At 70.3% G+C, this 11,295-nt stretch carries 10 protein-coding genes; 3 read left to right on the forward strand and 7 right to left on the reverse strand.

Translation table 11 applies throughout. The annotated features are described in order from the left end of the window. Positions 1-12: 12 nt before the first annotated feature. Entirely contained in the window at positions 13-1,182 is a 1,170-nt protein-coding gene (locus tag ACFVW8_RS15275; RefSeq protein WP_389689974.1) for a lipid-transfer protein, read from the reverse strand. A 91-nt stretch (positions 1,183-1,273) separates the two neighbouring features. Between ACFVW8_RS15275 and ACFVW8_RS15280 the strand changes: the two genes are divergently transcribed. Further along, positions 1,274-2,836, forward strand: coding sequence for a FadD3 family acyl-CoA ligase (locus ACFVW8_RS15280; RefSeq protein ID WP_389689976.1), 1,563 nt, complete (start codon positions 1,274-1,276; stop codon positions 2,834-2,836). Between the two features lie 15 nt (positions 2,837-2,851). Here ACFVW8_RS15280 and ACFVW8_RS15285 read toward each other — a convergent pair whose 3' ends face one another. The 4 genes from ACFVW8_RS15285 to ACFVW8_RS15300 form a co-directional block, all read right to left on the reverse strand. After that, a complete protein-coding gene (locus tag ACFVW8_RS15285; RefSeq protein WP_389689978.1) occupies positions 2,852-3,250 on the reverse strand; it encodes a type II toxin-antitoxin system VapC family toxin in 399 nt (132 codons plus the stop codon). After that, positions 3,247-3,528 carry a hypothetical protein gene (locus ACFVW8_RS15290; protein WP_389689979.1) on the reverse strand — a complete coding sequence of 94 codons (282 nt, stop codon included), beginning with the start codon at positions 3,526-3,528 and terminating at the stop codon, positions 3,247-3,249. The genes ACFVW8_RS15285 and ACFVW8_RS15290 overlap by 4 nt, the downstream gene beginning before the upstream one ends. A 206-nt stretch (positions 3,529-3,734) precedes the next feature. Further along, on the reverse strand, positions 3,735-3,941 hold the full coding sequence (locus ACFVW8_RS15295) for a hypothetical protein (RefSeq protein WP_389689981.1): 207 nt from the start codon (positions 3,939-3,941) through the stop codon (positions 3,735-3,737). A 194-nt stretch (positions 3,942-4,135) separates the two neighbouring features. After that, positions 4,136-7,105, reverse strand: coding sequence for a BTAD domain-containing putative transcriptional regulator (locus tag ACFVW8_RS15300; RefSeq protein ID WP_389689983.1), 2,970 nt, complete (start codon positions 7,103-7,105; stop codon positions 4,136-4,138). Between the two features lie 234 nt (positions 7,106-7,339). On the opposite strand from ACFVW8_RS15300, the gene ACFVW8_RS15305 reads away from it, so the two are divergent. Further along, positions 7,340-8,572 carry an amidohydrolase family protein gene (locus ACFVW8_RS15305; protein ID WP_389689985.1) on the forward strand — a complete coding sequence of 411 codons (1,233 nt, stop codon included), beginning with the start codon at positions 7,340-7,342 and terminating at the stop codon, positions 8,570-8,572. Positions 8,573-8,712: 140 nt separating this feature from the next. On the opposite strand, the gene ACFVW8_RS15310 is transcribed toward ACFVW8_RS15305, so the two are convergent. Continuing rightward, positions 8,713-9,540 (reverse strand): MerR family transcriptional regulator, encoded by an 828-nt coding sequence (locus ACFVW8_RS15310; RefSeq protein WP_389689987.1) that lies wholly within the window; start codon positions 9,538-9,540, stop codon positions 8,713-8,715. Between the two features lie 170 nt (positions 9,541-9,710). Beyond that, positions 9,711-9,914 (reverse strand): cold-shock protein, encoded by a 204-nt coding sequence (locus tag ACFVW8_RS15315; RefSeq protein ID WP_003967102.1) that lies wholly within the window; start codon positions 9,912-9,914, stop codon positions 9,711-9,713. 354 nt (positions 9,915-10,268) lie between these two features. Here ACFVW8_RS15315 and ACFVW8_RS15320 point away from each other — a divergent pair, with 354 nt between their 5' ends. Next, positions 10,269-11,147 (forward strand): menaquinone biosynthetic enzyme MqnA/MqnD family protein, encoded by an 879-nt coding sequence (locus ACFVW8_RS15320; RefSeq protein WP_389689989.1) that lies wholly within the window; start codon positions 10,269-10,271, stop codon positions 11,145-11,147. The last annotated feature ends 148 nt before the right edge of the window (positions 11,148-11,295 follow it).

An 11,295-nucleotide genomic window follows, 5' to 3' on the forward strand; every position in this document is an offset into this window, starting at 1 on the left:
TCGAATCGCTCCTCAATTCCTCAGCAGTACGGCGGATGTGGGGACGCCCTCGCCGGCGGTCACCAGGCAGGTCGAGGCGTCCGGGACCTGGGCGGTGGAGGTGCCGCGCAGCTGCTTCACGCCCTCGTTGATGAGGTTGAAGCCGTGCACGTACCCCTCGCTGAGCCCGCCGCCACCGGTGTTCACCGGCAGCCGCCCGCCGCTCTCCAGCGCACCGCCCTCGGTGAACGCGGCGCCCTCGCCGCGCCCGCAGAATCCGTAGCCCTCCAGGGAGAGCGGGATGAGCGGGGTGAACGCGTCGTAGATCTGGGCCACATCGACGTCGTCAGGGCCGAAGTCGGCCTGCTTCCACAGCTGTCGGGCCGCCGCCCAGGCCGGTCCGGTGAGCGGGTCGTCGTTCCAGTAGTTGACCATCCCGTGGTGCTGGGCGGGCAGGCCCTGGGCGACGGAGTGCAGGTACACCGGCTTCTGCCGGCAGTCGCGGGCCCGCTCGGCGGGGACGATGACGCAGGCCAGCGCCCCGTCCGTCTCCAGGCAGTTGTCGAAGAGGCAGAGCGGTTCGCTGATCCAGCGCGAGGTCATATACATGTCGCGGGTCAGCGGCCGCTCGTACATCACGGCGTCGGGGTTCTGGTTGGCCCGGTTGCGGCAGGCCAGCGCGACGTTGAAGAGATGGTCGCGGGTCGCCCCGTACTCGTGCATGTACCGCCGCGCCAGCATGCCGATCTCGTCGGCGGGCCGCAGCAGCCCGTAGGGCCTGGTCCACTGGGCGGGGGTCGGCAGCTGCACCGCGGTGTTCTTCCAGGGGCGCGGCCCCGACCCCCGTTTCCGCGACCGCCAGGCGACGCCGACACTCGCCTGTCCGGTGGCGACGGCGGAAGCCAGATGCGCGAGGGTCGCGCAGGAACCACCACCCCCGTACCCCACCTTGCTGAAGAAGGTGACATCGCCGGCCCCGATGGCCTTGGCCACCTCGACCTCGTCCGTCTCCTCCATCGTGTACGAGGCGAACGCGTCCACCTCCGACGCGGCGATCCCCGCGTCGTCGAGCGCCGCGACGATGGCCCGGCAGGCCAGGGTCTTCTCCGACTCGGGCAGGTGCTTCGCGAATCGCGTCTGCCCTATCCCGGCTATCGCTGCCTTGTCCTTGAGCGTCGCCACCGCCACCTCCGAAGCCGTCATGACTGCTGACAGCGGCAGAGGCTACAGCTAATCTGACGGATAGTCAGCTACTGCGGTTCCACTGCGGTTCTGTTCGACGGGAGGGCAAGAGATGCGCGGCGACGAGGAATGGTCCACCGTCCCGAACCTGGTGCGGGAGGCGGCGCGCCGGTACGGCGACCGGGAGGCGGTGGTCGAGGGCCGCACCCGCATCACGTACACGGAACTCGGCGAACGCGTGGACCGGGCCGCCGCCGCGTGCATGGCCTCCGGTGTGGAGCCGGGGGACCGGGTGGCGGTCTGGGCGCCCAACACCCTGGACTGGATCGTCTCCGCACTGGGTGCGGTGACGGCCGGCGCGGTGCTCGTCCCGCTCAACACCCGCTTCAAGGGCACGGAGGCGGCGTACGTCCTGGAGCAGAGCCGCGCCAGGCTGCTCTTCGTCACGGGCACCTTCCTCGGCACGTCGTACGTGGCGTCCCTGCGGCGGGCCGCGGCCGGACTTCCGCACCTGGAGAAGGTGGTGGTCCTCGCCGACACCGCACCCGAGGACTACGTGACGTGGAAGGACTTCCTGGCCTCCGGGGAGCGGATATCGACCGGGCAGGTACGCGAACGGGCCGCCGCCACCGCCCCGTCCGACCCCTCCGACATCATCTACACCTCCGGCACCACGGGCAGTCCCAAGGGTGCGGTCATCAGCCATGCCCAGACCCTGCGCTGCTACGAGATCTGGAGCGAGCTGGCCGGCCTGCGCGAGGGCGACCGCTATCTGATCGTGAACCCCTTCTTCCACACCTTCGGTTACAAGGCAGGCGTCATCGCGTGCCTGATGCGGGGGGCGACGATGATCCCGCAGCCGGTCTTCAACGTGGACACGGTCCTCGCGAACATCGCCGCCGAACGCATCTCGGTCCTCCCCGGCCCGCCCACCCTCCACCAGTCGATCCTGGACCACCCGGCCCGCGCCTCCCACGACCTCTCGGCCCTGCGCCTCGTGGTGACGGGCGCGGCGGTCGTCCCCCTCCAGCTGGTCGAACGCCTGCGCACGGAGCTCGGCATCGCCACGGTCCTGACCGCCTACGGCCTCTCCGAGGCGAGCGGCATCGTCACGATGTGCCGCCGCGGCGACCCGGCGGAGGTGATCGCCTCCACCTCGGGCCGCGCGATCCCCGGCACGGAACTCCGGGTCCTGGCCGCCCCGGGCGAACCGGGCGAGATCCTGGTCCGCGGCTTCAACGTGATGCGGGGCTACTTCGAGGACCCGGAGACCACGGCCGCCACGATCACGGCCGACGGCTGGCTGCACACCGGCGACGTGGGCGTCCTCGACGAGGGCGGCAGCCTGCGCATCACCGACCGGATCAAGGACATGTTCATCGTCGGCGGCTTCAACGCCTACCCCGCGGAGATAGAACAGCTCCTGGGCCTGCACCCGGATGTGGCGGACGTCGCGGTCATCGGCATCCCCGACCCCCGCCTCGGCGAGGTCGGCAAGGCGTTCGCGGTACGCCGTCCGGGCGCGACGCTGACCGCCGATGACCTGATCGCCTGGTCGCGGCGGGAGATGGCGAACTACAAGGTGCCGAGGGCGGTGGAGTTCGTGCCGGAGCTCCCGCGCAACGCGAGCGGCAAGGTGGTGAAGGGGGAGCTGCGGGGGCGCGGGAGGGGGTAAGGGCTGTCCGGCCGGTCAGACCTTCTCCGCCACCACGCGGTTATGGCCGGCGGTGAGCAGTCCGATGTCCTCCACGTCGGAGGTCAGGATCGTGACCCGGCCGGGGCGTGCCAGGGCGGTCGCGCAGAGCATCGCGTCGATGGCGTACTTGTGACCGTGCAGCCCGGCGTTCCGGAGGAGTGTCGCCGCGGAGTGGGCGACGGACTGGCTGAGTGGTTCGACCCGCAGGCGGGAGAGCGTCCAGTCGAGCGCGGCGCGGTTGATCCGTGGATGGACCACCTCGACGAGGACCACAGCCGAGGTGATGACGGGAACATCCGCCTCGCGGGCCGCCTCCAGCCACTCCTGGACTTCTCGGCCCCGCAGAACCGCCTGCGCCAGCCCTTCGCTGTCCAGGACCAGGGTCCCGCTCACGCGGCGGTACCCGACTCGGATGCGCTGTTGCCGGTGAGCCTGGTGCGCTTGTCGCTCACAGCACCCGGGTCTGCCGGGCCGTTGATTTTCTCGAAGTCGGTGAGCAGCTCATCGAGGCTGTCGCGTTCGATCTGGCGTTGTGCGGCCCTTTCCAGGTACGCGGAGACGCCGCGCTTGCCGACGCGTTCCCGGATCGCGTGGAGCGTTCCGGCGGTGAGGGTGACGGAGATCCCGCTGCTGGGTCCGTCGCCGAGTGGAAAGTCGGAGCTCTCATCCATCCGACCACTATAGCATTTGCAATGCTATAGTGATGCTTCGGTGAACCACCCGCCCCCGCCCCGCGAGGCCACGTCGATGGCGTACGTGTGGTGACCTCGGACGAGTGGCGCGATCGCGTGGAACGCCCGGACGCGGACATGCAGCGGCCGCGACGGCTCCCCCTCCGCGCCGCCGCGGCCGCTCCCCCTACCCCCGTGCCCCCGGCTCAGCGCGGATCGGCACCGGTCATGTGGCTGTCCATGGGCTTGACCTCGGGCTCACCGGTCATGTGGCTGTCCGTGGGCTTGACCTCGGGCTCGCCCGTCATGTGGCTGTCCGTGGGCTTTATCTCGGGCTCACCGGTCATGTGGCTGTCCGCAGGCTTGGCGGCGGACTTCGGTGTGGGCGTCTGGGCCTTCTTGGCGTCGCTCATGCTGTGAACTCCGTTGATCGATGCATGGTTGGTCGGCAAAGCCCGTCCGGCTGCTCCCCCGTGAACTGCCGGACGGGCTGTTCAGAGCCGTTCACCTTAGTGCGCGGTTCCACTGTCGACTCGCCTGCCCCCCGACGCGACGCATCGACAGATTGAGAATGGCGCGTGGTGATAAACGAACGATGAACGCAGGCTCAGCGACCGTGGGGGGAAACCGGCGCGCCGAGCAGGCCGCGAACGATGGCACCCTCCGGGGCCTTCAGCTGGTCGAAGACCGAAAGCGCCTCCTGCCAGCAGACCTTCGCCCGGTCCGCCTGGCCTATGCCGTTCAATGCCTGGCCCAGTACGGTCAGCACGTTGGCTCGTCGCCACTCGCCGCCGATGTGGAGCAGCACCGTCAGCGCCTGCTCGGAGTACGAGGCGGCCTGGGCCGGCCGCTCAGCCGCGAGGTGCACCTCGGCCAGCCTGAAGAGGGTCATCCCCTCCCACAGCCGTTGGCGGCTGTCCCGGAAGACGGAGAGCGCCTCGGACAGGCGCACCTCGGCCTCGTCCTGCCGACCCGCTCGGGCCAGCGCGAGCCCAAGGGCGTAGCGACCGTTCGCCAGACGCAGGGTGAGCCCCAGCCGGGCGTAGATGTCGATTCCCTGGCCGGCGAGTTCGACGGCGCTCGCAGTCCGGCCGATGGCCAGACGGACCCGGGACAGATTGCACAGAGCGCTGGCTTCGCCGGCCTGGTTGTTGTCGGTCCGGAAGGCGGTGATGGTCTCCTGGAGAAGAGCCTCTGCCTCGGGGAACCGATTGCGGTAGCCGGCGATGATCCCGAGCTCGTTCGGTGCGTTGCAGTGGGTCCAGACGTCATCGATCGACGATGCGAGAACCATGGCCTGCCGTGCCTCGCTCTCCGCCTGGTCGAATCGGCCCGCGGTGCTGTGCACCTGGGCCAGTGCCGTCCGCGCCCGGGCCTCGGAGCGAGCGTCACCCGTGGTGACCGCGGCATCCCGCACGATGGTGGCGACCGATTCGAACTGACGTGAGTTGGCGCCCGATTCCGCGAGGTCCTTCGAGGCGAGCAGGAGATCCACGGCACGCCGAATGGTGGTGGCGGTGATGCTCTGCTGAACGCAGGCCAGGAGCGGGTTGGCTTCCGAGTACAGCCAGTCGAGAGCTTTGTCGTGGCCGGAGAAGGGCAGTCCGGCGTGTTCGGCACGTTCCAGGTGGTTGACGGTCCGGTCCCCCGGCCGCTCCAGCGCGTACACACCCGCAGCCGTCGCCAGATAGAAGTCCAGCAGCCGCGACAACGCCGACTCCCGCTCCTGCGGCGGCTCCTCGTCCCGCTCCGCGCAGGAACGCGCGTAGAGGCGCACCAGATCGTGGTAGCGGTAGCGGCCCGGGGCCGCCGACTCCAGGAGGGACGTGTCGACCAGGGCCTCCAGGAGATCCTCCGCGGTGTGCAGGTCCAGGTTCAGCAGGGCGGCTGCCGCCGCGAGGGAGATGTCGGGGCCGTCCGCGAGGCCCAGGAGGCGGAAGGCGCGGGCCTGGGCGGGTTCCAGCTGGCCGTAGCCGAGTTCGAAGGTGGCCTTCACCGCGAGGTCGCCCGCCTGGAGCTCGTCCAGGCGGCGGCGTTCGTCGGCGAGCTTGGCGGCCAGGACCGAGACCGTCCAGGTGCGGCGGGAGGCCAGCCGGGAGGCGGCGATGCGGATCGCGAGGGGGAGGAAGCCGCAGGCGGCGACCACGTCCAGGGCCGCCTTGCGTTCGGAGTTGATGCGCTCCTCGCCCACGATGCGGGTGAAGAGCTGGAGGGCCTCCTCCGGCGACATCACGTCCAGGTCGACCAGGTGGGCGCCCGCCAGGTCGACCATCCGGACCCGGCTGGTGACCAGCGCGGCGCAGCCCTCGGTGCCGGGCAGCAGCGGGCGGATCTGGGCCGTGTCGTGGGCGTTGTCCAGGAGGACCAGGATGCGGCGGCCGTCGAGCGTGGAGCGGTAGAGCGCGGCGCGCTCGTCGAGGGAGTCGGGGATCGCCGAGTCCGGTGTGCCCAGGGCGCGCAGGAACGCGCCGAGTACCGTCTCCGGTTCGGCGACGCGCGAGCCCGCGCCCTGGAGGTCGACGTACAGCTGGCCGTCCGGGAAGTGCCTGCGGGCCTGGTGGGCGACGTGCACCGCGAGGGTCGTCTTGCCGACGCCGCCGATGCCCGCGAGGGCGGAGACAGCCATCACGGAGCCCTCGGCGGTCGCGAGCCGGTCGCCCAGCTCGCGGACGAAGGCGGCGCGGCCCGTGAAGTCGGGAACGGTCGCGGGTAGTTGGGCCGGGCGGATCGGTGGGGCGGTCTGGACGGGTTCGTCGACCGGGCGGGCCAGCTCCGTGTCGGCCTGGAGGATGCGCTGCTGGAGCCGGGCCAGTTCGGGGCGCGGGTCGACGCCCAGTTCCTCGGCGAGGAGCCGGCGGGTGTCGGCGTACACCGCGAGGGCCTCGGCCTGCCGGCCGCTGCGGTACAGGGCCACCATCAGGAGTTCGCGCAGCCGTTCGCGCAGCGGGTGCGCGGCGGTGAGCGCGGTCAGTTCGGAGACCGTCTCCGCGTGGCAGCCGACCTCCAGGTCCAGGTCGAGGCGGGTCTCGGTGAGCTGGAGCCGCCACTCCTCCAGCCGGGTGCGCTGGTTCTCGGCGTACGGTCCCGGCACCGAGGCGAGTGCCTCGCCGTCCCACAGGGCGAGCGCCTTGTTCAGCAGCACCCTGGCCCGGCAGCGGTCACCCGCGGCCCGGGCCTTCTCGGCGCCTGCCGCCAGCTCCTCGGCCACCGTCACATCGAGCGCGCCGGGGCCGGTCCACATCGCGTAGCCGCCGGAATCGCTCGCCAGGGTGTCCGGGCCCAGGATCTTGCGGAGCCGGGAGGCGTACGTACGCACGGCGGCCAGCGCCTGCGAGGGCGGGTCCTCGCCCCAGATGGCGTCGATGAGTTCGCCGGCCGTGGCGGTGTGCCCGCCCCGCAGCAGCAGGGCCGTCAGCAGGGCGCGCTGCTGCGGTGAACCGGAGGGCAGCGTCTCGTCGCCCCGCCGGGCCCGCACCGGGCCGAGCACGGAGAAGTGCAGGCCCGCGTCCTGTGCCGGCCGCTGCTCCGGGGCGCGTTGCTCCGGAACACGTACTCGTGGCCCGTCGTCACGGCCCATTGCTGCCTCCTGTCCCACCCTGTGCGCTGCCCGGCACGATCCGCACATGTCCGGATCCCACCGAGGCCATCCGGATTGCTCCATACCGTTGGTATCGCCGTCAACAGTCTGCCTTGTGAAGGGCGGACGCGTCAGCAGTGGGTGACTCTCTGCACGAGCCCTCGACAACGATTGTGGAACGGAGCCTCGCACAGATAGCTGACGGTTCGTCAGATCAGCGCTACCGTGGAACGCATGGAGACCTTCCCGAAGATCATCTCGGTGGACGACCACACGGTGGAGCCCCCTCATGTCTGGCGGGACCGGCTCCCGTCCAAGTACGCCGACTCCGGCCCGCGCATCGTCCGGGCGCCGCTCAAGGAAATGACTTTCATGGGCGGCAAGTTCGCGCCTGTGATGGGTGCGAAGGGTGACGAGGGGCCGATAGGCGACTGGTGGGTGTACGAGGATCTGCACCGACCGCTCACCCGCCTCGACACCTCCGTCGGCTATGACAGGGACGAGATCAAGCTCGAAGTCATCACCTACGAGCAGATGCGCCCCGGTTCGTTCTCGGTGCCCGACCGCCTCGCGGACATGGACATCAACCACGTGCAGTCCGCGCTCTGTTTCCCCACATTCCCCCGCTTCTGTGGCCAGACCTTCACCGAAGCGAAGGACCGCGAACTCGGGCTGCTCGGAGTGCGGGCGTACAACGACTGGATGGTCGACGAGTGGTGCGGCCCCGAGGCGCACGGCCGGCTCATCCCGCTCACCCTCGTCCCGCTCTGGGACGCCCAGCTGGCCGCCGACGAGGTCAGGCGCAACGCCGCCCGCGGAGTGCGCGCGGTCGCGTTCTCCGAAATACCTCCACATCTCGGGCTGCCGTCGATTCATACGGACGAGTGGGATCCGTTCCTGCGGGCCTGCGACGAGACGGGGACGGTGGTCGCCATGCACATCGGCTCGTCCTCGAAGATGCCGTCCACCTCGGCCGACGCCCCGCCCGCCGTGGGCTCCACCATCACCTTCGCCAACTGCTGCTTCTCGATGGTCGACTGGCTGATGAGCGGCAAGTTCGAGCGCTTCCCGAACCTGCGGATCATGTACGCGGAGGGCCAGATCGGCTGGATCCCGTACATCCTGGAACGCGCCGACGTGGTCTGGGAGGAGAACCGCGGCTGGGGCGGAGTCGCGGACAAGGTCCACCGCCCGCCGTCGGAGCTGTTCACCGAGCACGTCTACGGCTGCTTCTTCGACGACGCGTTCGGGCTGAAGAACCTGGACGCGGTCGGCGTCGGGAACGTCCTGTACGAGACGGACTACCCGCACTCCGACTCGACCTGGCCCAAGTCCCGTGAGGTCGGCGAGGAGCAGATGGGGCACCTGGACGCGGACGTGGTGGACCGCATCGTGCGCCGCAACGCCATCGAGCTGCTCGGGCTGACCCCGGACGGGCTGTGGCCGGGGACCGGCGCGGGGGCGTGAGCCGGCGGGTGCCGGAGCCCGTCCGCGCCGGGCGGCCCGTGAACCGGCGGCGGGTGCCGGGGCTGCCCGGGCCGGGCGGGACCTGAACCGGCGGGTGCCGGGGCCGTCGTACGCCGAAGGCCGCGGCACCCCTTTCCGCGTCAGTCCCTGACGACCGGCTCCTGGAGCTCCGTCACCCACTTCTCCTCGTCCGCCGGGCACTCCAGATTGATCTCACGGGCGTATCCCGCCGACCGGTAGCCGGAGGCGTCGATCCAGCGGGCCAGTGCCTGGGCCGTCGGAAGGACGCCGGCCATCGGGCCCCGGTGCACGACGGTCGCCGCTTCGAACGGTGGCAGCTCGACCACCCTGACCCCGCTGTCGCCCACCGGCCCCACCGGCGCGGAGACCGTCACCCCGGCATGGACGAGGATCATTCCGCTCCCGTCCGGGGCCTCCTCGTAGCGTGCGATCCCGGGGCCCGTCGGGGTGACGCCGGCCTCGCCCAGCAGCGTGAACAGCCGCTCGTACATCGGGCGGATCACCGGAGTGATCTCCTCCGGTTCGTACCCGTCGGCCGCGCCGACCAGCTCCGCGACCCGTACCGCGGGAACGCTCTTGACCACCACATCGTCCGCAGACATGTGTCCCTCGCTCTCGATCGACCGGAGCCTCGCCTCGACCTGGGCCAGCCGGGCCGCCGCCGCGGCCATCGCCGCCTCCAGCTCCGACCGCCGCAGCCGCAGCATCCCGCGCAGCTCCTCCGGTCCCACCTCCTCGTCGAGGACGGCCCGCACCTGCTGGAGGGTGAAGCCGAGGTCCTTGAGGGCGATGATCCGGTTGAGCCGGGCGAGCAGGCCGGCACCGTAGTAGCGGTAGCCGGTCGCGGGGTCGGTACGGTCCGGGCGCAGGAGCCCGACCGCGTCGTAATGGCGCAGCATCCGGGCCGACACCCGCCCGTGCCGGGCGAAGTCTCCGATGGTGAACATGATGTCTCCCAGTGCAGGGCCTCACACGGTGTCAAGGTCAAGCACCGCCGGGCCCAGGATGCTCCCGGCACCCCCGCCACCACAGGCAGGAGCCCCGCTCCTCCGCCCAGGCGGAGGAGCGGGGCTCCTTGGGTACTGCATTACCGGCCGCGATCGGCCGACCCGGGCAACTAGGCCGGGGTGACGTTCTCAGCCTGCGGACCCTTGGGTCCCTGAGTGACGTCGAAGTTCACGACCTGGTTCTCCTCGAGAGAGCGGAACCCGGACGCGTTGATCGCGGAGTAGTGGACGAAGACATCCGGGCCGCCGCCGTCCTGGGCGATGAAGCCGAAGCCCTTTTCAGCGTTGAACCACTTGACGGTTCCGGTAGCCATAAGCCCTCCTTGGGCCAAAGGGTTGCCCTGCTCCAGAACCTGCAAAGAAGTCTGAAAACTACAAAAGCCTGCGGGTTACATGCTCCGCAGGCTCTGTACTGCAAGGGAAACCAAACTGCAACTTGGCGTTGAGCCTAGCACGCAGCGTGTGCGGAAGGGTAGAGGGAAAGATCACTTCACTCGAAGGTTTGATAGCCGTCCGCGCGGGCGATCCGAGAGGGCCTTCGAGGCGGATCGGGGAGGCCTTGCGCAGGGTCCCCGGCGACCATTCCGGCAGGCCCCCGGGAGAGGGATCGTGAGACGCCGCGCGCCCCCGGTGGGGCCGTCGGGCGGAGACAGGTCTAGCCTCGCGATGTGGACAATTCAACCGTCACAACCGTCGCAGGCGACGACCGTCGCAACCGGCCGCGCGTCGGCCACATCCAGTTCCTCAACTGCCTTCCCCTCTACTGGGGACTGGCACGGACCGGGACCCTGCTCGATCTGGAGCTCTCGAAGGACACCCCGGAGAAGCTCAGCGAGCAGCTGATCAGGGGCGATCTGGACATCGGCCCCGTCACCCTCGTGGAGTTCCTCCGCAACGCCGACGACCTGGTCGCCTTCCCCGACATCGCGGTCGGCTGCGACGGGCCCGTCATGTCGTGCGTGATCGTGTCGCAGCGGCCCCTGGAGGACCTCGACCGGGCCCGGGTGGCGCTCGGCTCGACCTCCCGCACCTCCGTACGGCTGGCGCAGCTGCTGCTCGCCGAGCGGTACGGGGTGACCCCCGACTACTACACCTGCCCGCCCGACCTCGGCGTGATGATGCAGGAGGCGGACGCCGCCGTCCTCATCGGCGACGCCGCGCTGCGCGCCAACCTGCACGACGCCCCCAGGCTCGGACTCCAGGTCCACGACCTGGGCGCGATGTGGAAGGAGTGGACGGGCCTCCCGTTCGTCTTCGCCGTCTGGGCCGCGCGCAAGGACTACCTGGCGGCCGAGCCCACCGCGGTGAAGAAGGTGCACGAGGCGTTCCTGGCCTCGCGGGACGTCTCCCTGGAGGAGGTCACCAAGGTCGCGGAGCAGGCCGCGCGCTGGGAGGCCTTCGACGCGGAGGTCCTGGAGCGCTACTTCACGACCCTCGACTTCCGCTTCGGGCCCGCGCAGCTGGCGGGCGTCCAGGAGTTCGCCCGTCGGACCGGTCCGACGACCGGGTTCCCCGCGGACGTCAACGTGGAGCTCCTCGGCGGCTGAGCGGACCGAACGGTTCCGCGGAATGCCCGATCGGCATTCCAGCTGTCCCCTTTCCGTGTTCCCGGTTCCGCGTTCCCGGCGGGATATCGATTCGGGTGAATACGCGTTGAATGGCCGAGTTGCGGGGGGGAGGGGGGTGGCGGCCCCG

The sequence above is a fragment of the Streptomyces sp. NPDC058221 genome, from assembly GCF_042882365.1.
In the GTDB taxonomy this organism is placed as follows: Bacteria; Actinomycetota; Actinomycetes; order Streptomycetales; family Streptomycetaceae; genus Streptomyces.

What these genes read in the sequence shown, in the direction of transcription:
- ACFVW8_RS15275 (WP_389689974.1), bottom strand. Translation starts at nt 1,182, where the DNA reads ATGACGGCTTCGGAGGTGGCGGTGGCGACGCTCAAGGACAAGGCAGCG.
- ACFVW8_RS15280 (WP_389689976.1), top strand. Translation starts at nt 1,274, where the DNA reads ATGCGCGGCGACGAGGAATGGTCCACCGTCCCGAACCTGGTGCGGGAG.
- ACFVW8_RS15290 (WP_389689979.1), bottom strand. Translation starts at nt 3,528, where the DNA reads ATGGATGAGAGCTCCGACTTTCCACTCGGCGACGGACCCAGCAGCGGG.
- ACFVW8_RS15295 (WP_389689981.1), bottom strand. Translation starts at nt 3,941, where the DNA reads ATGAGCGACGCCAAGAAGGCCCAGACGCCCACACCGAAGTCCGCCGCC.
- ACFVW8_RS15300 (WP_389689983.1), bottom strand. Translation starts at nt 7,105, where the DNA reads ATGGGCCGTGACGACGGGCCACGAGTACGTGTTCCGGAGCAACGCGCC.
- ACFVW8_RS15305 (WP_389689985.1), top strand. Translation starts at nt 7,340, where the DNA reads ATGGAGACCTTCCCGAAGATCATCTCGGTGGACGACCACACGGTGGAG.
- ACFVW8_RS15310 (WP_389689987.1), bottom strand. Translation starts at nt 9,540, where the DNA reads ATGTTCACCATCGGAGACTTCGCCCGGCACGGGCGGGTGTCGGCCCGG.
- ACFVW8_RS15315 (WP_003967102.1), bottom strand. Translation starts at nt 9,914, where the DNA reads ATGGCTACCGGAACCGTCAAGTGGTTCAACGCTGAAAAGGGCTTCGGC.